The following is a 20236-nucleotide window of genomic DNA, read 5'->3' as shown; positions in this document are numbered from 1 at the left end:
CACCACCTCCGGCACCGACGATCCCGCGTCCCCGCCCACCTGGTGGATCTTGGTGGACAGCCGGGGCGATGTGGACAACCGCATCACCCCGGAGAGGGAATCAGCTGCCCGGAAGCTCGAGGTCGCTCTTGTTGAGCTCCTCGATGTTCACGTCCTTGAAGGTCAGCACCCTCACCTGCTTGACGAAGCGAGCCGGCCTGTACATGTCCCAGACCCACGCGTCGGCCATCGAGACCTCGAAAAAGACCTCCCCCTGCACCGAGTGCACCTGCATCTCGTAGTCGTTGGTGAGGTAGAAACGGCGTTCGGTCTCGATCACATACTTGAACAGCCCGACGACGTCGCGGTACTCGCGATAGAGCTTGAGCTCCATCTCGGTCTCGTACTTCTCGAGGTCCTCGGCACTCATGGCATGTTCCCCTTCAGCCGTGCGTCCCCCTATTGTGCGCCAGGCCCGTGCGCCCCTAAACGATTTCCGGGGCCAGGTTCACGGGCGCACCCGGGGGACCGTCGTCGAGCAGCGTGCGGAGCAGCTCTGCGAGTCTGGTCGGGTACACCGTCTCATGGGCCGCAAGAAGTTCCTCGGAGGTCCACCACCTGGTGCCCGAGACGCTGCGGCGCTCCAGCGCGGTGAGGCCGCCCAGCACCGTCGCCGTCTGGCTGGTACGGGCCAGGAAGTACCACTCGTCCTGCTCCCAGCGGCGCCCGTCGAAGGGGAACGAGCAGTAGCGGTGCCACAGCACCGGGCCCAGCTCCACGTCGGTGATCCCGGTCTCCTCCGCGAGCTCGCGCAGCGCGGCCTGTTCCCGGGTCTCGTCCCCTTCCAGGCCGCCGCCCGGCGTGAACCACCAGTCGTCCGCCGGATCTCCCGGCTCGAAGCCGTGCATCAGCAGGATCCGGTCCTCGGGGTCCAGCAGGATCACCCGCGCCACCTTGCGCGGGGCGCCCGCCCCCGGACCCGGCCCCGCCGTCGCGTCAGCGGACACCGGCCCGCTCCCGCCTCCGGCCGCGCCCGAGAACCCGTACGACCGGCCCGTACGCCGCTCCGAGCACCACCAGCGCGGCTCCGGCCACCACCGCGGCCACCTGGAGCAGCAGCGGCCCCGCCGTCGAGGTCCCTCCGGGCAGGGCGGCGTAGGCCACGGGCCGCTCCAGCATCGACTGGGAGGGCCACGCGAGGGCGTCGACACGGGCCTTCACCGCCGAGCGGGGGACCGTCCCCTGGGCGGCGTCCTGCAGGTGGGCCCGGGAGTCCAGGGAGGCCCCGCGCCAGTCACCGAGCAGGAAGAGGTTGCCCTCCGGCACCGTCACCTCGAAGGGCGTCCTGGAGGCGGACCCATCCGGGGCGCCCGGCAGGTCGAGCTTCTCCTGCTCGATGTACGGCTCGTCGAGCTCCTTGCCGTTCACCGTGATCCTGCCGCCGGCGCCGCAGCACTTGACCGTGTCCCCGCCGATGCCGACGACCCGCTTGACCATGGGCGAATCGCTCCACAGCTCGTCCTTGAAGATCACCACGTCCCCGCGGTGCACCTCGCCGCCGCCGATGCGCTGGGCCAGCACCCGGTCCCCGGGCCGCACCGTCGGCACCATCGAGTCGGTCGGCACCGTGTACGGCTGGTACACGACGGCTCCCCACACGAACCCTCCGAGGAAGAGCGCAAAGCCGATGGCCACGGCGACTCCCGACAGGATGCTGCCGAGAGCACCGCGGCCATCGCCGTCACCTGCTCGTATTGCTCGTGTTCCGCCCATTGCAAGCGCCCCCACACTCGGAGATCGTCGACCTGGGCGGCACCCTACCTGCCGGTAGGCCCTGCGGTCAGCCTCCGCCTGCGCCACAGAGCGACCGGCACCGCGCCGGCGAACCCGAGGGCGGCCGGGCCGAGCCCGACCGGCGCCAGTCCGGCGGCGCCCAGGCCGAGCGCGGTGGCCTTGGTCTGCGTGCCGATGCCCGGCTGGTCGAAGGTGTCCGGAACCGGCAGGGTCGACCAGCGGGTGACCGGCCAGGCGACCACCACGGCACGTCCGACGACATCACTGACGGGCACGAAGCCATGGGTGGAGTCCTGCTGGTGGTAGCGGGAGTCCTGCGAGTTCTGCCGGTGGTCGCCCATCACCCAGATCTTGCCCTTGGGCACGGTGAGCGGGCCGAAGGGGAAGTCGTCGCACGGGGTGTTGCCCGGGTAGATGTACGGCTCGTCGAGCTCCTTGCCGTTGACGACGACCGGTCCGCCCTTCTTGCACTCGACCGTGTCACCGCCGATGGCGATCGTCCGCTTGATCAGGTCCTTCTCCTCGGCGGAAGGCATGAGGCCGATCCAGCTCAGGGCCTTCTGAGCGATGTTGGGGTCCGGGGTGGGCTCCCCGCTCAGCCAGTTCGCCGGGTCGTGGAAGACCACGACCTCACCGCGCTCGGGCTCCGATCCGAACCACGGCGTCAGCTTGTCCACGAGGACCCGGTCGCCGCGCTGCAGGGTGTTCTGCATCGAGTCGGAGGGGATCGAGAACGCCTGCACCAGGAAGGTCTTGATCAGGAGGGCGAGCAGCAGGGCGATTCCGACCAGGAGCGGCAGCTCCTTCCAGAACGAACGGTGCGGGCGTGCCGCGGCGCCGTCCTTCGCGTCGCCGTCGTTCTCGACGGCATCGGACCTGGAGAAGTCTTTCGGCTCCTCGCCGCCCTCGTCGCGTCCGGACCGTGCACCAACCGCCACGTCCCCCACATCCACTCCTCGTTCGGAAATCGACGCCCGGCCCTGATGAGGCACGGGCCCTCCCCTCCCCTAACGAGCGGGAGTTCCCTAAGGCGCGGGAGACCAAGGACACACTATGCGAACGAGGAGCCGCCCCGGCGCCTACGGGGCGCGCGGCGGCCGCCGCGCGCCTGGTCGGGAACCATGCGGAAGGTGGCGGGCTGTTCCAGCCGGTGCCAGTGCCCCACGGGCCAGGCGATCACCACGGCCTGACCGACCACGTCCTTCTCGTCGATCGTGCCGTGGAAGGCCTCGTCGAGGTGGTAGCGGGAGTCGGCGGAATTCGCCCGGTGGTCGCCCATGACGAAGATCCGTCCGGCGGGCACCTGCACCTCGAAGCGGATCTCCGAGGGCGCGTTGCCCGGGTTCACGTACGGCTCGTCGAGCGGCGATCCGTTGACGCTGACCCGGCCCCGGGCGTCGCAGCACTTCACGGTGTCCCCGCCGACTCCGATGACCCGCTTGATCAGGTCCTGTTCGTTCGCCGAGGGCAGCAGGCCGATGAAGGTGAGGGCCTGCTTGATCTGCTTGATGCCCACCGAGTCCTCGGCCGGCCGGACGCCGTCGGCGCCGAGCCAGCCTCCCGGGTCCTTGAACACGACCACGTCCCCGCGCTCGACCTCGGAGCCGAACCACGGGGTGAGCTTGTCCACCAGGACCCGGTCGCCGATCCGGATCGTCTGCTCCATGGAGCCCGACGGGATGAAGAAGGCCTGTACGAGGAAGGTCTTGAGGATCAGGGCGATGCACAGCGCGACCACCACGAGCAGGGGCAGCTCCCCCACCCGCCGGGTGCGCCGCCTGCGCCGGACCCGGCGGGCGAGGCGCCGCCGTTCGGCCCGTCCGCCGGGCTCCGCGGGTCCGGCGGCCGGCTCCGGCTCGGGCTTGGGATCCGGGTCGGCGTCCTCGCCGCCCTCGTACCGGTCGCTTCTCGGGCGCCCGCGGCTACCCACGGCCACCACCCGAGGAACCCGTGCCACCCCAGCGCGACACCGGCCAGCCGATCCAGTCGGCCCGCCCGATCACCTTCTCCACCGGCACCATCCCCCCGCCCGGCTCCCCGAGGTGGTCCCGGGAGTCCCGGGATTGGGAACGATGATCACCCATCACCCACAGGCTCCCAAGGGGCACGACGACACGGAACGGCACTTTCGATCCGGAGTCGCCGGGAAAGAGGTACGGCTCGTCCAGCGGGACCCCGTTGACCTCGATCCGGCCGTGCTCGTCGCACACCACGTCGTCGCCGCCGACGCCCACGACCCGCTTCACGAAATCGGTGTCCGAGGGCTCGGCCAGGCCGAGCGCGGAGGCCGCCCCGTGCAGGACGTCGCCGATCGGGCTCCCGCCCGGGCCCTCCTGCACGAAGGAACCCGTGCCGTCGAAGACCACGACGTCCCCGCGCTCCGGCCGGCCGCCGAATCGGTACGCCAGCTTGTTGACCAGGACCCGGTCCCCGACGACGAGCGTGGGCTCCATCGAGTGGCTGGGGATCAGGAAGGGCTGGAGCACGAAATTGCTGAACAGCAGCAGGAAGAGGGTGCAGGCCAGACCGACCAGCCCGGCACGCCGCCAGGTCAGCCCGCCCGCCGTGCCGGGGTCCGGGGCCTCGTCCGCATAGGCGTCCGGGGCGGGACCAGTCCCGGAAAGCACGAAACGCGACCGCCCCTCCCCCTCGCCGGGGGAAGAGTGGCCGCGCTGCGTGTGAGGTGCTTCGGTGTCCATCGGGGGCGAGCCTATCCGGCCTTCCCCTGAACCCCGGGAGCAGATCAGCGGTCGCGCTTCTCCTTGATCTTCGCGGCCTTGCCGCGGAGCTCACGGAGGAAGTACAGCTTGGCGCGACGCACGTCACCGCGGGTGACGAGCTCGATCTTCTCGAAGATCGGGGAGTGGACCGGGAAGGTGCGCTCCACGCCGACGCTGAAGGAGACCTTGCGGACCGTGAAGGTCTCGGAGACGCCCGAGCCCTGGCGGCGGATGACGACACCCTTGAACTGCTGGATACGGGAGCGGTTGCCCTCGATCACGCGGACGTGCACGTTGACGGTGTCACCCGGGCGGAAGGCCGGGAGGTCCGAGCGCAGGGTGGCGGCGTTGACGCCATCGAGCAGGTGAGACATGAGATTCGTCTGCTTTCTTCGCATGACGCCACAGGTCGCCGATGCGGGGTTTCCGGAGAGAATTCGGGAGCCGCGGGACTCGGCGGACGACGGTCCCCCTGTGGCAGGGGCGTACGCGAGCACACAGCAGCCGCCTATTCTTCCACGGGCTGGGGCCTGCGCCAAAATCGGCCGTCGGGGGACGGCTTCCAGCCGAGGATGCTCAGCAGCTCGCGGTCCTTCTTGTCGAAGGCGGCGGCCTCGCAGCGCTCGATCAGATCCGGGCGGTTGGCCGCCGTGCGGCGGAAGGCCTCGTCGCGGCGCCACCGGGCGATCTTGCCGTGGTGGCCGCTGACCAGCACGTCCGGGATGCCGTGCCCGCGCCACTCCGGGGGCTTGGTGTAGACGGGCCCCTCCAGCAGGTTGGCCATGTCCCCGGGTGCGAAGGAGTCGTCGCGGTGCGATTCCGCGTTGCCGAGCACCCCGGGCAGCAGCCGGGCCACGGCCTCGGTGACGACCAGGACGGCCGCCTCGCCGCCGGCCAGGACGTAGTCGCCGATGGACACCTCGTAGACCGGGAGGCGGGTGGCGTACTCGTCCATGACGCGGCGGTCGATGCCCTCGTACCGTGCCGGGGTGAAGATCAGCCAGGGGCGTTCGGAGAGCTCGACGGCCAGTTCCTGGGTGAACGGCCGGCCGCTGGGGGTGGGGACGACGATGACGGGGCCGTGCGCGCCCGCCTCGTAGCCGTCGGCCAGCGCCGCGTCCAGGGCCTCGCCCCACGGCTCGGTCTTCATGACCATGCCGGGACCGCCGCCGTACGGGGTGTCGTCCACCGTGTTGTGCCGGTCGTAGGTCCAGTCCCGCAGGTCGTGGACGTGCACGTCGAGCTGGCCGCGCGCCCGCGCCTTGCCGACGAGGGAGACGTTGAGCGGTTCGAGGTACTCCGGGAAGATCGTGACGACGTCGAGACGCATCAGGCGTCTTCCCCGTTCACGCCCTCGGCCGCGTCCCCGTCGGAGTCCTCGTCGGTGTCACCGTCGGAGTCCCCGTCCCGGGTGGAGACGACGATCGCCTCGCGCTCGTCGATGAGCCCGGGCGGCGGGGTGATGACGCAGCGCTGCTCCTCGAGGTCGATCTCGGCGACGATCTCCTCGACGAAGGGGATCATCACCTCGGTGCCGTCCGGCCGCTCGACGATGAACAGGTCCTGCGAGGGCAGGTGGGAGATCTCGGTGATCCGGCCGATCACGGTGCCGTCCTCCAGGACGACGTCAAGGTCCATCAGCTGGTGGTCGTAGTACTCGTCGTCCTCGGCCGGCAGCTCCGCCGGGTCCACGTCGGCGATCAGCAGGGTGTTGCGCAGTGCCTCGGCCCCGGTGCGGTCCTTGACCCCGGCGAAGCGCAGCATCAGCCTGCCGCTGTGCACCCGGCCCGTCTCGACCGTCAGCGGTCCCGCCGACGCCGGGTCGGTCCGGAGCACGGCGCCCGGCCCGAGCCGCAGCTCCGGCTCGTCGGTCCGCACCTCGACGGTGACCTCACCCTTGATCCCGTGGGCGCGGCCGATCCGCGCGACTACCAGCTCCACTGCATTTTCTCCTGTTCAGACGACGACGGGCCGGGGCGGGCACGTATGCCCTCCCCGGCCCGTGCCGGTGATTCAACTGCTCAGCGGACCTGGTCCACGTCGACGAGGTCGACGCGGATCCCCCGGCCGCCGATGGCGCCCACGACGGTACGCAGAGCACGTGCGGTGCGGCCGTTGCGGCCGATCACCTTGCCGAGGTCGTCGGGGTGGACCCGAACCTCCAGCACCTGCCCGCGGCGCAGGTTGCGCGAGGCGACCTGCACTTCGTCGGGGTTGTCCACGATGCCCTTCACGAGGTGCTCAAGAGCCTCCTCGAGCATGCTCAGGCCTCGGTCGACTCGGCGGTCTCGGCCTCAGCCTCGTCCGCCTTCTTGTCGGCCTTCTTCGCCTTCTGGGTGATGGCTTCGCCCTTGCCCTCGCCGATGCCCTCGAGGGCCTTGGCGAACTCGTCGAAGGAGCGACGCTTGTTCTCCTTCGTCGCCGGCTGCAGCAGCGGCGCGGGGGCCGGGAGGCCCTTGTGCGCCTGCCAGTCACCGGTGAGCTTCAGGATGGCGAGCACAGCCTCGGTGGGCTGGGCGCCGACCGACAGCCAGTACTGCGCACGCTCGGCGTTGACCTCGATGCGCGACGGGTTGTACGTCGGGTGGTAGATACCGATCTCTTCGATCGCGCGACCGTCCCGACGGGTACGGGCGTCGGCGACGACGATGCGGTAGTGCGGCTGGCGAATCTTGCCGAGGCGCTTGAGCTTGATCTTGACTGCCACTGGAGTGGTGTCTCCTGAACTTGACGTGGTTGGGCACATGAGATGCCACGTGGGGTTGCGGTACTCGGGTGCCCGATGGACGCGTCAGCCGGAGGAGAGAGGGGTCCTATGCGACTGTCGAGTACAGCTGTCCATTGTGCCACACGCCCGCCGCCCGCTCGGCCGGGAGGTCGCGAAGCCCACCCGTCGGGTCAGGAGGCCACCGCGATGGCCACGTCCGGGATGCGGAAGGGCTTCATGCAGCCTCCGCACACGATCGGGGCCTGCGCCAGCACGGACGGGACTACGCGCACGTTGCGCCCGCAGTCGCAGACCGCCTTGACGCGAACGCCGCCGCCGGAGGACCCGTGCCGGGCGGCCGGACCGCGGAAGCTGCGCTTGGTGTCGGTGGCCGTGGCGACCGTATGGGCCTTCAGTGCGCGCTGGAGCCGTTCCATGGTGGGGCGGTAGCGCTTCTTCGCCTCGGGATTGAGCGAGACCAGGGAGAAGCCGCTGCTCGCGTGTGGCTCCTCGGTGTGGTCCAGCCCCATCTCCTCGGCGATCGCGAGGAACCTGCGGTTGTGGTAGCGGCCGGCCCGCGAAGTGTCACGCACTCCGCGGGCTGCGGCGATGCCGTGGACTGCCTCGTGCAGCAGTCGCTCGAAGGAGAGTTCGGCGCCGCAGGCGGACGAGGACTCTCCGATCAGGGACTCGGGCGCGGCAAGGTCAGGCAGCTCGGGGTGGTACCGCTGAATATCGGCCCACGCCTGCGCCAGCTCTGCGGCGAGAACAGGTGGTGTCGTGCTCACGTCGTGACAACGAGCCGGGGTGCCCCGGTGTTCCGATTCCGGGCCATTCCAAATTTTTTGCACGTACCAGTCAGTTCAGTCTCATGCGTCCCGACGAGGACGGGTGCGCATATCTCAGGATGAGTCGGTACGTAAGGACGACTACACCCCGGCGCGCGGCGGATGCCGCGCGCCGGGGCGTGAGAGCCCTCAGCCGGACCGGCTAGTACGAGCGCGCGACGATCGCGAGGTTACCGGGGGCGTCGTCCGCCTGCGGCACCGACCCGTCCTCGGCGATCAGGCAGCGCACGGAGACGGCCTGCTCGGCGAGCTTCGCCTCGCCCTCGGGTCCGAGGTCGGCCCACGGGATCCGCGCCCAGCCACCGGCGATGGCGGCCTCGGCGGCCTCCTCGATGGTCGAGACGTCGGAGGTGCGGGAGATGCGGCGCTCGCGGGACTCGCGCAGCAGCTGCTCCTGGTCCTCCTCGAGCACCTTGGGCAGCAGGGCGGCGAGGTCGGAGATCTGCACGGCCTCCTTGCCGCCCGGGATCCGGCGGGCCAGCATCGCGGTGCCGGCCTCCAGGTCGCGGGGACCGATCTCGACGCGGACCGGTACGCCCTTGAGCTCCCAGTCCACGGCGCGGCGGCCGAAGGGGGTGTCGACGCGGTCGTCGACGAACACCCGCAGGCCCGCGGCCTTGAGCTGGGCGCCCAGCTCGCGGACCTTGGTAACGGCCTCGTCGCCCTTGATCGCCATGACGACGACCTGGACGTGCGCGAGGCGCGGCGGGACCCGCAGGCCGTTGTCGTCGCCGTGCGACATGATCAGGCCGCCGACCATGCGGGTGGAGACGCCCCACGAGGTCTGCCAGACGAGCTCCTGCTTGCCTTCCTTCGACAGGTACTGCGTGTTGAAGGCCTTGGCGAAGTTGGTGCCGAGCTCGTGGCTGGTGCCGAGCTGCAGGGCCTTGCCGTCGCCCATCATGCCCTCGAGGGTGAGGGTGTTGATGGCGCCGGCGAAGCGCTCCTTGGCGGTCTTGCGGCCGAGCACGACGTCGATGCCGAGCACGTTGGTCATGAAGTCGCCGTACACGTCCGTGTGGATGCGGGCGGCGTAGTCGCGGGCGTCCTCGTACGTGACGTGGGCCGTGTGGCCCTCCTGCCAGAGGAACTCGCTCGTACGGAGGAACACGCGCGGGCGCATCTCCCAGCGGACCACGTTCGCCCACTGGTTGATCAGCAGGGGCAGGTCGCGGTAGCTCTGGACCCACTTGGAGAAGTAGTCGTTGATGATCGTCTCGGAGGTGGGACGGACCACGACGGGCTCGTCGAGCTCCTTGCCGCCGCCGTGCGTGACGACCGCGAGCTCGGGGGCGAAGCCCTCGACGTGCTCCGCTTCCCTCGTCAGGTACGACTGCGGGATGAACAGCGGGAAGTACGCGTTCTGGGCGCCCGCGTCCTTGATGCGCGCGTCCATCTCCTGCTGCATCCGCTCCCACAGCCCGTAGCCGTACGGTCGGATGACCATGGTGCCGCGTACCGGACCGTTGTCGGCCAGCTCGGCCTTGTTGATCAGATCCTGGTACCAGCGGGGGAAATCCTCCGCCTGGGGGGTGAGAACGGGTGCCTTTGCCATGGCGCGAATGGTACGGCGCCCGGAGTGCCGAACGTGAATCGGGTGTGAATCGGGTGGCGCGCTCCTCTGGACGCGGGGGCGAATCGGGAGTTCTCTGGCAGCGGGGGCATGGGGGCGAAACGGAATCAGGAGCGCTCTTTCGATGACACCGACGCCGACGGCGACGCTTGTCGCGCGGGACTGGGCGGAGATCCAGGAACGGATGCTGGTACCGCTGTACGAGGCGGTCTACGACCGGCTGGAGGTCGGGCCGGGCGACCGGCTGCTCGGCCTCGACTGCGGGGCCGGGCTGGCCCTTCTGCTGGCCTCGGGCCGGGGAGCCCTGGCCACGGGTGTGGAGGCGGATCCGGCACGCCGCACGCTGGCCCGGGAACGCCTCCTGGAGGTGCTCGCGGCCCCTCCGGCGCCCGCGGTGCCCTACGACGTCCTGCTGGCCTTCTCGCCCTCCCCGGGCGCCCTGGCCGCGGCCCTGCCGGCGCTGCGCCGGCCCGGGGCCGCGGTGGTGCTGGCCGACTGGGGTCCGGCGGAGCGGTGCACGGTGCCCTCCGTCCTGGGCGGCGGGCCGGCCCCGCGGGACCTGGACGCCATGGCGGCCGCGGCCGGGCTGGTGCCGGACGGGTCGGGCCGGGTGTTCTGCCCCTTCGGGTACGCCGACGTGGACAGCGCCGTGCGCGGGCTGCTGTCGACCGGGCTCTACGAGTGCTCCGACCCGGTGCAGGTCGAGAAGGAACTGGCGGAGGCGCTTCACCCGTACGAACGGGGTGACGGGGCCGTCTGGCTGCCGAACATCTTCCGGTACGTCATCGCCCGTACGGCCTGACCGCCCGCACCGGCGGGACCACCGCCGTGCGGGGCCGCGGACCGGCCCCGCACGGCGCTCACGTGTGCGCCGCTCCCTTGTGGAGGCGGGGGATGCCCGCGGCCGCGTAGGCCGCCGCCTCGTCCAGGGTTTCGGCGGCCATCAGGGCTTCCGCGAGGGCGTCCAGCTTGTCGCGGTTCTCGCGCAGCAGGCGGCAGGCCTTCTCGTAGCACTCGTCGACGATCCGGCGCATCTCGTGGTCCACCGCGTCGAGGGTGGCGGGGGCCGCGGAGAGGCCGTAGGGGCTCTGTCCGTCCGAGGGGATGGCGGTGAGGCGGCCGATGCGCTCGCTCATCCCCCAGCGGCCGACCATGCCGCGGACGATGTTCGTGACCTGCTCCAGGTCGTTCTCCGCGCCGGTGGTGATGACCTCGTAGACCACCTGCTCGGCGGCCATGCCGCCCAGCGCCCCGATGATGCGGCCGCGCAGGTACTCCTCCGTGTAGGCGTACCGGTCCGCCTCCGGGGTGGAGAGGGTGACGCCGAGCGCCCGCCCGCGCGGGACGATGGTGATCTTGCGGACGGGGTCGGCGCCGGGCTGGAGCATGCCCAGCAGGGCGTGTCCGCTCTCGTGGTACGCGGTGCGCCGGCGCTCCTCGTCCGGCATGACCAGCGGCCGTTCGGCGCCGAGCTGGACCTTCTCCAGCGCGTCGGAGAGGTCCGACTGGGTGACCTCCTTCTGCTGGCGCTTCACGGCGAGCAGGGCGGCCTCGTTGGCGAGGTTGGCCAGTTCGGCTCCGGTCATGCCCGGGGTCGTACGGGCCATCTGCGCGAGGTCGACCCCGTCGGCGAGCGGGATGTCCCTGGTGTGGATGCGCAGGATGGCTTCGCGGCCGGCCCGGTCGGGCGGGGAGACCATGACGGTGCGGTCGAAGCGGCCCGGCCGGGTCAGCGCCGGGTCCAGGACGTCGGCCCGGTTGGTCGCGGCGAGGACGACCACTCCCTCGGAGCCGGAGAAGCCGTCCATCTCGGTGAGGATCTGGTTCAGGGTCTGCTCGCGCTCGTCGTGGCCGCCCATGCCCGCGCCGCCGCCGCGCACCCGCCCGATGGTGTCGATCTCGTCGATGAAGATGATCGCGGGGGCCACCTTGCGGGCCTCGGCGAAGAGTTCGCGCACCCGGGAGGCGCCGACGCCGACGATCATCTCGATGAACTCGGATGCGGAGGCGGAGAAGAAGGGCACCCCGGCCTCGCCGGCGACCGCGCGGGCGAGCAGGGTCTTGCCGGTGCCGGGCGGGCCGGCGAGCAGCACGCCACCGGGCATGCGGGCGCCCATCTTGCGGTACTCGTCCGGGTTCTTCAGGAAGTCCACGACGTCGTTGAGCTCGCCCTCGACCTCGTCGATGCCGGCCACGTCCTCGAAGGTCGTGCGCTTGGCGCCCTCCAGCTCGACGGGCTTGGGCGGCGCCTTGCGCCCGAGCCCGCCCATGCCGCCGCCCATCGCCGATCCCATCCGGCGGGCGATGACCACCCACAGCAGGACCAGCAGCAGCATCGGGGCCAGGGAGATCAGCAGGTTGGCCAGGAAGCTGCGCTGCACGACGACCGGGGAAGCCGTGACGACGACGTTCTGCTTGGTGAGGTTGGCCCACAGGTCGTCGTCGGCGAAGGCGGGCCGCTGGGAGACGAACTTCTTGTAGGTGCCCTTGTCCCCGTCCGGCTTGGGCTGCTCGGCCTTCAGCTCGCCCTGGATGGCGTCGCCCTTGGCGTAGATCTTCGAGACGTTGCCGTTCGCGACCTGCTTGCTGAACTCGGTGTACGAGATGGTCGGCTCGTCGCCCTCGTTGAAGAAGGACAGCACCAGGTTGGTGATCAGGTAGACGATCAGGGCGGTGAGGATCAGGCCGCGCCAGCCGCCGGGCATCCGCTTCTTCGGTGGCGGGGCGGGGGGTGCGCCTTCGGAGCGCCAGGGCGTATCGGCCCGGTCGCGGGGCGGTACGGGGGTGGGGCTGGGCACGTAGGCCTCCTTCTGCCGTCCTCCCGGCCGACCATAAGCGACAAACCGGACCATCGCCCCTGGCGGCGGGCCACACGGCGAAGCCCCGGCCGGAGGGATCCGGCCGGGGCTCGCGTGGCTCCGTACTGCTACTTCACACGTGCTACTTCACGCGTGCTACTTCATGAACTTCTTGAACTCGTCCGGAAGGTCGAAGTCCTGTCCGGGCTGCGCGCCCCCGGCGGGAAGCCCGAACGGGTTGCCGCCGGCGGCGGGCTCGATGGCCTCCGGGCCCGCCTCGCGGCGCGCGGCTGCCGCGGCCTCTTCTTCCTTGCGCTTCATCGGGTTGCCGCTCTTGCGCTTGCCCTTGGCCTGCTTGACCTGCTTCTTCTGCCGGCCGGGGCCACCGCCCATCCCGGGCATGCCGGGCATCCCCGGCATGCCGCCTCCCTGGGCCATGCGGGACATCATCTTGCGGGCCTCGAAGAACCGCTCGACGAGCGACTTGACGGCGCTGACCTCGGTGCCGGAGCCCTTGGCGATACGGGCACGGCGCGAGCCGTTGATGAGGTGCGGGTCCTGGCGCTCGGCCGGGGTCATCGACTTGATGATCGCGGCGGTGCGGTCCACGTCGCGCTCGTCGATGTTGTTGATCTGGTCCTTGATCTGCCCCATGCCCGGGAGCATGCCGAGCAGCTTGGAGATGGAGCCCATCTTGCGGACCTGCTCCATCTGGGACAGGAAGTCGTCGAGCGTGAACTCCTTCGGCCCCTTCTGCAGCTTGGCCGCCATCTTCTCGGCTTCGGCCTGGCTGAAGGTCTTCTCGGCCTGCTCGATCAGGGTGAGCATGTCACCCATGTCGAGGATCCGGCCCGCCATGCGGTCCGGGTGGAAGGCGTCGAACTCGTCGAGCTTCTCGCCGTTCGAGGCGAACATGATCTGCTTGCCGGTGACGTGCGCGATGGAGAGCGCGGCACCACCGCGGGCGTCGCCGTCGAGCTTGGAGAGCACGACGCCGTCGAAGCCGACGCCGTCGCGGAAGGCCTCGGCGGTGTTGACCGCGTCCTGGCCGATCATGGCGTCGACGACGAAGAGGATCTCGTCCGGGCTGACGGCGTCGCGGATGTCCGCGGCCTGCTGCATCAGCTCCTGGTCGATGCCGAGGCGGCCGGCGGTGTCGACGATCACGACGTCGTACTGCTTGGTGCGCGCGTACTCGATGGAGTCCTTGGCGACCTGGACCGGGTCGCCGACGCCGTTGCCGGGCGAGGGCGCGTAGACGGCCACGCCGGCCCGCTCGGCCACGACCGAGAGCTGGTTGACGGCGTTGGGGCGCTGGAGGTCGCAGGCGACGAGGAGCGGGGTGTGGCCCTGCCCCTTCAGCCACAGGCCGAGCTTTCCGGCGAGGGTGGTCTTACCGGCACCCTGGAGGCCGGCGAGCATGATCACGGTCGGCGCGGTCTTGGCGAAGCGCAGCCGCCGGGTCTCGCCGCCGAGGATGGAGACCAGCTCGTCGTTGACGATCTTGAGGACCTGCTGGCCCGGGTTCAGGGCCTTGGAGACCTCTTCGCCGCGGGCGCGCTCCTTGACGTTCGCGATGAAGGAGCGGACGACCGGGAGGGCGACGTCGGCCTCGAGGAGGGCGATACGGATTTCCCGCGCCGCAGCGTCGATGTCCTGCTCGGAGAGGCGGCCTTTGCCCCGGAGGGACTTGAAGGTCGCGCTGAGGCGGTCGGAAAGCGTATCGAACACGGTGGTCGCGATTCCTCGGGTCGGGGGCGTGTGGTCGTCCCCAGGGTATCGGGCCGCGCCACCCCTCCGGCCCTGCGGGCGGCTTTCCCCTCCCGGGAGCCCGCCGCCACCCGAGCCGCTGCGCGGGGTGGAGGCCCCTACCCGCCCTTCGCCCGTTCCCCGGGGCTCCGCCCCGGACCCCGCGCCTCGAACGCCGGCGAGGCTGGATGTATCCAGCCCGCCCGGCGTTTGAGGGCACGGGCGCGCAGCGCACGTACGGGTCCGGGCCGCGCCCGGGGAACGGCGGAAGGGCGGGTAGGGACCCCCCGTTATCTTTTTCGCGGTCCTGCAATGGGGCCGCTGGCCTCCGGGCCCGGTATGACTGTGTCCCCTCTGTCGAAGTGATGGCCTGGGGGGTGGTGTCGCCGGGGCCGTGGGGTGCCGTCGGAGATGCTGATGAGAGACCCGGCCACCGCCCGGTCCGGCGCAATGCCGGGCAGAGACGTGGGCGGCAGGTCTGCATAACGTGGATGCGCGAGCACGGTGCCAACGCCGAGGCCGGCCAGGTCAACCACCCGGGAGGGGTGCGATGTTAGACACCGGTGATGTGGGCGTCTTCCTGGGTATGGACGTCGGCAAGACAGCTCACCACGGCCACGGTCTGACGCCGGCGGGCAAGAAGGTCTTCGACAAACCGATGCCTAACAGCGAACCGAGACTGCGGGCCGTCTTCGACAAGCTGATCGCGAAGTTCGGCACGGTGCTGGTGATCGTGGACCAGCCCGCATCGATCGGGGCTCTGCCGCTGACCGTCGCCCGGGACGCGGGCTGCGAAGTCGCCTACCTGCCCGGCCTCGCGATGCGGCGGATCGCTGATCTGTATCCGGGCGAGGCGAAAACGGACGCGAAGGACGCGGCGGTGATCGCGGACGCGGCCAGGACGATGCCCCATGTCCTGCGTTCGCTGGAGCTGACCGACGAGGTCACTGCCGAGCTCACGGTGCTGACCGGCTTCGACCAGGACCTCGCCGCCGAAGCCACCCGCACCAGCAACCGGATACGCGGCCTGCTCACCCAGTTCCACCCCTCGCTGGAACGCGTACTCGGACCCCGGCTGGACCACCGGGCCGTCACCTGGCTCCTCGAACGCTACGGATCCCCGGCCGCTCTGCGGAAAGCCGGCCGCCGCAGGCTCGTCGAACTCATCCGCCCGAAGGCCCCGCGGATGGCCGTCCGGCTGATCGACGAGGTCTTCGACGCTCTCGACGAACAGACCGTCGTGGTCCCGGGAACCGGGACTCTCGACATCGTGATCCCGTCCCTGGCCGCTTCCCTCGCGGCGGTTCACGACCAGCGCCGGGCCTTGGAAGCGCAGATCAACAGCCTGCTGGAGGCTCACCCTCTTCACCAGGTCCTGACCTCGATGCCGGGAGTCGGCGTCAGGACCGCTGCCGTCCTGCTGGTCACCGTCGGCGACGGCACCAGTTTCCCCAGCGCCGCCCACCTCGCCTCCTACGCCGGGCTCGCGCCGACGACGAAGTCGTCCGGGACCTCGATCCACGGCGAACACGCACCCAGAGGCGGAAACCGGCAGCTCAAACGCGCCATGTTCCTCTCCGCCTTCGCCTGCATGAACGCCGACCCGGCCTCCCGCACCTACTACGACAGACAAAGAGCCCGCGGGAAAACCCACACCCAGGCCCTCCTCCGCCTCGCCCGCCAACGCATCAGCGTCCTGTTCGCCATGCTCCGCGACGGCACCTTCTACGAGTCCAGAACCCCCGCCATCACCCTCGCCGCATGACCACCCCAAACAGCCCCATACCCGGCACCACGTCCTTGACGAAGGACATAGAGACACCCCCCCGCAGGGCCGCCCCCGCTACGCCAGGGCCGTCTGGACCGAGGCGGCCAGGGCGGCCGCGTCCGCCGGGTCCAGCGGCTTGGCGTCCGCCGTGGTCACGTACAAGGTGTCCACCGCGTTGGCGCCGAGCGTCGAGACGTGCGCGCTGCGGACCCTGACCCCGGAGGACTCCAGCACGCGCCCGATCCGGTGCAGCAGACCGACCGCGTCGGGTGCGCGGACCTCCAGGACCGTGGCCAGGGAGGAGACCTCCGGGACCACCGCGACCCGCGGCGGCGGCGGGACGACCCCGCGCCGGCGCGGGTACGCCGCCTCGCGGTCCGCGAGCTTCGCGGGGACGTCCAGCGAGCCGTCCAGGGCCCGGACCAGGTCGGTGCGCAGCCGCGCGGCCTCCGGCAGGGAGCCGTACTCGGCGGCTACCCGCCAGCGCAGGACCAGTACCTCGCCCAGCTGCTCCGGGAGCTCCATCGAGCGCAGGTCGGCCGCGCGGACGGTGAGCCGGTGCAGGGCCAGTACGCCGGCCACCGCGGGCAGCACGCCCGGCTGGTCGGGGACGGCCACCACCAGTTCCACGCCGACCGCGTCCTCCTCCTGGCGGGCGTGCAGGGCCAGTACCGGCTCCCCGGTGCGCAGCGCCTCCACGGCCAGGCGCTCCTGCTCCGTGGTCGGGATCTCCAGCTCCGTCGCCTCGGGGGCCGCCCCGCTCAGCACGGCGGCGACCCGGGCGACCAGGTCGGCCACGAGCGAGCCGCGCCACGCGCTCCACGCCGCGGGTCCGGTGGCCAGCGCGTCGGCCTCGGTCAGCGCGTGCAGGATCTCCAGCGTGCCGGGCGACCCGACCGCCTCGGCGACGGCCTTGACCGTCGCCGGGTCGTCCAGGTCGCGCCGGGTGGCGGTGTCGATCAGCAGCAGGTGGTGGCGTACGAGCACGCCCAGCACGGCGACGTCCTCCGCGTCGAAGCCCACCCGCAGCGCCATGTCGCGGGCGATCGTCTCGCCGGCCACGGAGTGGTCGCCGGGCCAGCCCTTGCCGATGTCGTGCAGCAGCGCGGCCATGAGGAGGAGGTCGGGGCGCCCCACCCGGCGGGTCAGCTCCGAGGCCCGGACGGCCGTCTCCACGAGGTGGCGGTCCACGGTCCAGGTGTGCACCGGGTTGCGCTGCGGCCGGCACCGCACCCGCTCCCAGTCGGGCAACAGCTTCGTGATGATCCCCTCGGCCTCCAGCGCCTCCCACACGGCCACCGTCGGCTCCCCCGCGCCCAGCAGGGTCAGCAGCTGCTCCCGGGCCTCGGCCGGCCAGGGCACGGGCAGCGGCTTCGCCTGCGCCGCGAGCCTGCGTACGGCGTGCAGCGAGACGGGCAGTCCGGCCTGGGCGGCGGCCGCGCCGAAGCGCAGGGGCAGCACCGGGTCCCGGTCGGGCCGCGCGGCCAGGGCCAGTACGGCCTCGCCGTCGGACTCCACGACGCCTTCGGCGAGCGGAGCCCGCTCGGGTACGGAGCCGCGGGTGCCGAGCAATCCGCGCAGCCGGGGGCGGGCCGACCGGGCCCGGAGCACGCGCCCGACCTCGCGCCAGGTCACGTCACCGGCGTACGAGACCACCCGCGCGGCCTCGTACACCTCCCTGAGCAGGGCGTCCGCGTCGAGCAGCCCGAGCTGCGCCGCCACCGGCGTCTGCTCCTGGAGGGAGAGCCGATCGGTGGCGCGGCCCGTCACCAGGTGCAGCGCGTCCCGGGCGTCGAGCAGCCGGCGCCGGGCTTCGGCGAGCCCCTCGCGCGGGGCGTCGGCCAGCCAGGACGCGGCGACGGCCCGCAGCGCGGTGACGTCGCGCAGCCCTCCGCGGGCCTCCTTCAGGTCGGGTTCCAGCAGGAAGCGGAGCTCCCCGGCACGCTCGGCCCGCTCGCGGCACAGGGAATGCAGCTGGGGCAGCCGCTTGGCCGCGAGGTTCCGCCAGTCCGCCAGCACGGAGGTGCGCAGTCCCGCGAGGAGCCCGGCGTCGCCGGCGACGAGCCGGGCGTCGAGCAGTCCGAGGTGCACCTTGAGGTCTTCGGCGGCGGTCTTGCGGGCTTCGCCGGGGGTGCGCACCGAGTGGTCGAGGGCGACGCCCAGGTCCCAGACGGGGTACCAGAGCCGGTCGGCCAGCGCGGCCAGGGCGCGCGGTTCGGCCTTGCCGTCGTGGAGCAGGACCAGGTCGAGGTCGCTGCGCGGGGAGAGTTCGGCGCGGCCGTATCCGCCGACGGCGACGAGGGCGGCGCCCCGGACGCCCGTCTCCTTCACGGCGGTCGCGAACAGCGCCTTCAGCCAGTCGTCGGTCAGGGCGGCCAGGGCGGAACGCCGGGAAGGCCCGGACCGCGACTCCTCCTGGAGGAGTCGCAGCCGGGCCGCGGCGTACCCGCTGGGTCCCTGGTCGGCGGTGTGACCGCCGACAGTGGTCTCTTCGACACTCGTCACCCAGAGGTTCCCATCACTTGGGGCCTGTCCGGCCGGTCGGGCCGGACAGGCCCTAAAGCGCGTCAGCGCCACGTTCGCCGGTGCGGACCCGGATGACCGAGTCCACGGGGATGCTCCATACCTTGCCGTCGCCGATCTTGCCGGTCTGGGCGGCGTCGACGACGATCCGCATCACGTCCTCGGCGTCGCCGTCCTCGACCAGTACCTCTATGCGGATCTTCGGCACGAGGTCCACGGTGTACTCGGCGCCCCGGTAGACCTCGGTGTGTCCGCGCTGGCGGCCGTAGCCGCTGGCCTCGGAGACCGTGAGTCCCTGGACTCCGAAGCGGTGCAGGGCTTCCTTGATCTCGTCGAGCCGGTGCGGCTTCACGATCGCGGTGATGAGCTTCATGCGTCAACCTTCTTGCTCGCGGCGGCAACAGGGGCGGGGACGGCGGTGCTCCGGGAGGAGGAGCCGCCGCCGGCTCCGCTGAAGTCGTAGGCGGTCTCGGCGTGTTCGACCTGGTCGATGCCGGAGACCTCGTCGTCCTCGGGGACCCGCATCCCGATCGTCTTGTCGAGCAGGAAGGCGAGTACCGCGGACGCCACGAGAGAGTAGGCCAGGACGGAGAAGACCCCGACCGCCTGCTTGCCGAGCTGCTCCAGGCCGCCGCCGTAGAAGAGGCCGGCCGCGTCGGACTGGACCCCGCCGGTGGCGAAGAACCCGACGAGCAGGGAGCCGATGACACCGCCGACGAGGTGGACGCCGACCACGTCGAGGGAGTCGTCGTAGCCGAACTTGTACTTCAGGCCGACGGCCATGGCGCACACGACACCGGCGATGGCGCCGATGGCGATCGCGCCGAGCGGGGAGCAGGAGCCGCCGGAGGGGGTGATGGCGACGAGGCCCGCGACCGCGCCGGAGGCGGCGCCCAGGGTGGTGAAGGAGCCGTGGCGCAGCTTCTCGTACCCGAGCCAGGCGAGCATGGCGGCGGCGGTGGCGACCTGCGTGTTGACGAACATGACCGCGCCGACGCCGTCGTCGTTGCCGAGCCAGGAGCCCGCGTTGAAGCCGAACCAGCCGAACCACAGCAGACCGGCGCCGAGCATCACGAGCGGGAGGCTGTGCGGGCGCATCGGGTCCTTCTTGAACCCGACGCGCTTGCCGATGACGAGGATCACGCCGAGGGCCGCGGCGCCCGCGTTGATGTGGACGGCGGTGCCGCCGGCGAAGTCGATGACCCCGAGCTCGAAGAGCCAGCCGCCGGCGCCCCACACCCAGTGGGCGACGGGGAAGTAGACGATCGTGACCCAGAGGGTGATGAAGAGCGCCCACGCGCTGAACTTGACGCGGTCGGCCAGTGCGCCGCTTATCAGCGCCGGGGTGATGATCGCGAACATCAGCTGGAAGACGGCGAAGACGTAGACGGGGATGGTGTAGCCGTCCCACAGCTCGGTGATGCCGATGCCGCTGAGTCCGACGTAGTCGGAGGTCCAGCCGATCAGCGAGCCGGAGTCGGCGCCGAAGGCGAGGCTGAATCCGTAGAGGACCCAGAGGATCGTGACGATCCCGAGGCTGATGAAGCTCATCATCAGCATGTTGAGGCTGCTCTTGACGCGGACCATGCCTCCGTAGAAGAAGGCGAGTCCCGGGGTCATCAGCATGACCAGGGCGGAGCAGATGAGCATGAACCCGGTGTTCGCGGAAGACAGCGTGGGGGCGTCTGCCGCGAGGGTCGTGATGGCTGATGCCATCGGCGTCTCCTCGTCGTCGGTACGTTCGCGTGCGGGCGATCGTGAAAACCTGAGCGGCGCT

At 71.0% G+C, this 20236-nt stretch carries 20 protein-coding genes; 2 read left to right on the top strand and 18 right to left on the bottom strand.

Going from position 1 to position 20236, the window contains the following annotated elements; translation table 11 throughout:
- Nucleotides 1-100: 100 nt before the first annotated feature.
- The 13 genes from OG435_RS31940 to proS all read right to left on the bottom strand — a co-directional run bounded on the left by OG435_RS31940 (nucleotide 101) and on the right by proS (nucleotide 9603).
- On the bottom strand, nucleotides 101-409 hold the full coding sequence (locus OG435_RS31940; RefSeq protein ID WP_005311352.1) for a DUF2469 domain-containing protein: 309 nt from the start codon (nucleotides 407-409) through the stop codon (nucleotides 101-103).
- Nucleotides 410-464: 55 nt separating this feature from the next.
- On the bottom strand, nucleotides 465-986 hold the full coding sequence (locus tag OG435_RS31935) for an NUDIX hydrolase (protein WP_266881353.1): 522 nt from the start codon (nucleotides 984-986) through the stop codon (nucleotides 465-467).
- The gene (gene lepB, locus OG435_RS31930; protein ID WP_266881352.1) at nucleotides 976-1752 is read right to left on the bottom strand and encodes a signal peptidase I; all 777 of its coding nucleotides are present in this window, start codon (nucleotides 1750-1752) and stop codon (nucleotides 976-978) included. The genes OG435_RS31935 and lepB (OG435_RS31930) overlap by 11 nt, the downstream gene beginning before the upstream one ends.
- A gap of 44 nt (nucleotides 1753-1796) precedes the next feature.
- Nucleotides 1797-2720 carry a signal peptidase I gene (lepB, locus tag OG435_RS31925; RefSeq protein ID WP_266881351.1) on the bottom strand — a complete coding sequence of 308 codons (924 nt, stop codon included), beginning with the start codon at nucleotides 2718-2720 and terminating at the stop codon, nucleotides 1797-1799.
- A gap of 104 nt (nucleotides 2721-2824) precedes the next feature.
- On the bottom strand, nucleotides 2825-3703 hold the full coding sequence (lepB, locus tag OG435_RS31920) for a signal peptidase I (RefSeq protein ID WP_430625730.1): 879 nt from the start codon (nucleotides 3701-3703) through the stop codon (nucleotides 2825-2827).
- Complete coding sequence (lepB, locus tag OG435_RS31915) at nucleotides 3696-4472, bottom strand: signal peptidase I (RefSeq protein ID WP_266881350.1); 777 nt, start codon at nucleotides 4470-4472, stop codon at nucleotides 3696-3698. Before lepB (OG435_RS31915) ends, lepB (OG435_RS31920) begins: the two co-directional genes overlap by 8 nt.
- A 44-nt stretch (nucleotides 4473-4516) precedes the next feature.
- Nucleotides 4517-4867, bottom strand: coding sequence for a 50S ribosomal protein L19 (gene rplS / locus OG435_RS31910; RefSeq protein ID WP_243337670.1), 351 nt, complete (start codon nucleotides 4865-4867; stop codon nucleotides 4517-4519).
- A 134-nt stretch (nucleotides 4868-5001) separates the two neighbouring features.
- Complete coding sequence (trmD, locus tag OG435_RS31905) at nucleotides 5002-5823, bottom strand: tRNA (guanosine(37)-N1)-methyltransferase TrmD (protein ID WP_266881349.1); 822 nt, start codon at nucleotides 5821-5823, stop codon at nucleotides 5002-5004.
- Nucleotides 5823-6434, bottom strand: coding sequence for a ribosome maturation factor RimM (gene rimM, locus OG435_RS31900; RefSeq protein WP_266881348.1), 612 nt, complete (start codon nucleotides 6432-6434; stop codon nucleotides 5823-5825). Before rimM ends, trmD begins: the two co-directional genes overlap by 1 nt.
- Before the next feature lie 80 nt (nucleotides 6435-6514).
- Nucleotides 6515-6754, bottom strand: coding sequence for an RNA-binding protein (locus OG435_RS31895; protein WP_030011889.1), 240 nt, complete (start codon nucleotides 6752-6754; stop codon nucleotides 6515-6517).
- A 2-nt stretch (nucleotides 6755-6756) separates the two neighbouring features.
- Nucleotides 6757-7200 (bottom strand): 30S ribosomal protein S16, encoded by a 444-nt coding sequence (rpsP, locus tag OG435_RS31890; RefSeq protein ID WP_243337676.1) that lies wholly within the window; start codon nucleotides 7198-7200, stop codon nucleotides 6757-6759.
- A 191-nt stretch (nucleotides 7201-7391) separates the two neighbouring features.
- Entirely contained in the window at nucleotides 7392-7988 is a 597-nt protein-coding gene (locus tag OG435_RS31885; protein ID WP_266881347.1) for a hypothetical protein, read from the bottom strand.
- A 202-nt stretch (nucleotides 7989-8190) separates the two neighbouring features.
- Entirely contained in the window at nucleotides 8191-9603 is a 1413-nt protein-coding gene (gene proS, locus OG435_RS31880) for a proline--tRNA ligase (RefSeq protein ID WP_266881346.1), read from the bottom strand.
- Nucleotides 9604-9745: 142 nt separating this feature from the next.
- Here proS and OG435_RS31875 point away from each other — a divergent pair, with 142 nt between their 5' ends.
- Nucleotides 9746-10423, top strand: coding sequence for a methyltransferase type 11 (locus OG435_RS31875; protein ID WP_266881345.1), 678 nt, complete (start codon nucleotides 9746-9748; stop codon nucleotides 10421-10423).
- Between the two features lie 58 nt (nucleotides 10424-10481).
- Here OG435_RS31875 and ftsH read toward each other — a convergent pair whose 3' ends face one another.
- Entirely contained in the window at nucleotides 10482-12473 is a 1992-nt protein-coding gene (ftsH, locus tag OG435_RS31870; protein ID WP_430625729.1) for an ATP-dependent zinc metalloprotease FtsH, read from the bottom strand.
- Between the two features lie 102 nt (nucleotides 12474-12575).
- Nucleotides 12576-14150 carry a signal recognition particle protein gene (gene ffh, locus OG435_RS31865; protein WP_266881343.1) on the bottom strand — a complete coding sequence of 525 codons (1575 nt, stop codon included), beginning with the start codon at nucleotides 14148-14150 and terminating at the stop codon, nucleotides 12576-12578.
- Nucleotides 14151-14718: 568 nt separating this feature from the next.
- Between ffh and OG435_RS31860 the strand changes: the two genes are divergently transcribed.
- Nucleotides 14719-15933 (top strand): IS110 family transposase, encoded by a 1215-nt coding sequence (locus tag OG435_RS31860; protein WP_266881342.1) that lies wholly within the window; start codon nucleotides 14719-14721, stop codon nucleotides 15931-15933.
- Nucleotides 15934-16011: 78 nt separating this feature from the next.
- On the opposite strand, the gene OG435_RS31855 is transcribed toward OG435_RS31860, so the two are convergent.
- Genes OG435_RS31855 through OG435_RS31845 form a run of 3 tightly spaced genes read right to left on the bottom strand, consistent with a single transcriptional unit; the run spans nucleotide 16012 to nucleotide 20175 of the window.
- Complete coding sequence (locus OG435_RS31855; RefSeq protein WP_266881341.1) at nucleotides 16012-18441, bottom strand: [protein-PII] uridylyltransferase; 2430 nt, start codon at nucleotides 18439-18441, stop codon at nucleotides 16012-16014.
- A gap of 52 nt (nucleotides 18442-18493) precedes the next feature.
- Complete coding sequence (locus OG435_RS31850; RefSeq protein WP_112451060.1) at nucleotides 18494-18832, bottom strand: P-II family nitrogen regulator; 339 nt, start codon at nucleotides 18830-18832, stop codon at nucleotides 18494-18496.
- Nucleotides 18829-20175, bottom strand: a complete 1347-nt coding sequence (locus OG435_RS31845) for an ammonium transporter (protein ID WP_266881340.1) — start codon at nucleotides 20173-20175, stop codon at nucleotides 18829-18831. Before OG435_RS31845 ends, OG435_RS31850 begins: the two co-directional genes overlap by 4 nt.
- Between the last annotated feature and the right edge of the window lie 61 nt (nucleotides 20176-20236).

Origin of the sequence: Streptomyces sp. NBC_01264 (assembly GCF_026340675.1) — a bacterium.
In the GTDB taxonomy this organism is placed as follows: domain Bacteria; phylum Actinomycetota; class Actinomycetes; order Streptomycetales; family Streptomycetaceae; genus Streptomyces.
Note: the sequence above shows the minus strand (reverse complement) of the source record. Positions and strands in the feature narration are given on the sequence as shown.

What these genes read in the sequence shown, in the direction of transcription:
- OG435_RS31940 (WP_005311352.1), bottom strand. Translation starts at nt 409, where the DNA reads ATGAGTGCCGAGGACCTCGAGAAGTACGAGACCGAGATGGAGCTCAAG.
- lepB (WP_266881352.1), bottom strand. Translation starts at nt 1,752, where the DNA reads ATGGGCGGAACACGAGCAATACGAGCAGGTGACGGCGATGGCCGCGGT.
- lepB (WP_266881350.1), bottom strand. Translation starts at nt 4,472, where the DNA reads ATGGACACCGAAGCACCTCACACGCAGCGCGGCCACTCTTCCCCCGGC.
- rplS (WP_243337670.1), bottom strand. Translation starts at nt 4,867, where the DNA reads ATGTCTCACCTGCTCGATGGCGTCAACGCCGCCACCCTGCGCTCGGAC.
- trmD (WP_266881349.1), bottom strand. Translation starts at nt 5,823, where the DNA reads ATGCGTCTCGACGTCGTCACGATCTTCCCGGAGTACCTCGAACCGCTC.
- OG435_RS31895 (WP_030011889.1), bottom strand. Translation starts at nt 6,754, where the DNA reads ATGCTCGAGGAGGCTCTTGAGCACCTCGTGAAGGGCATCGTGGACAAC.
- proS (WP_266881346.1), bottom strand. Translation starts at nt 9,603, where the DNA reads ATGGCAAAGGCACCCGTTCTCACCCCCCAGGCGGAGGATTTCCCCCGC.
- OG435_RS31875 (WP_266881345.1), top strand. Translation starts at nt 9,746, where the DNA reads ATGACACCGACGCCGACGGCGACGCTTGTCGCGCGGGACTGGGCGGAG.
- ftsH (WP_430625729.1), bottom strand. Translation starts at nt 12,473, where the DNA reads ATGGTCCGGTTTGTCGCTTATGGTCGGCCGGGAGGACGGCAGAAGGAG.
- OG435_RS31860 (WP_266881342.1), top strand. Translation starts at nt 14,719, where the DNA reads ATGTTAGACACCGGTGATGTGGGCGTCTTCCTGGGTATGGACGTCGGC.
- OG435_RS31850 (WP_112451060.1), bottom strand. Translation starts at nt 18,832, where the DNA reads ATGAAGCTCATCACCGCGATCGTGAAGCCGCACCGGCTCGACGAGATC.
- OG435_RS31845 (WP_266881340.1), bottom strand. Translation starts at nt 20,175, where the DNA reads ATGGCATCAGCCATCACGACCCTCGCGGCAGACGCCCCCACGCTGTCT.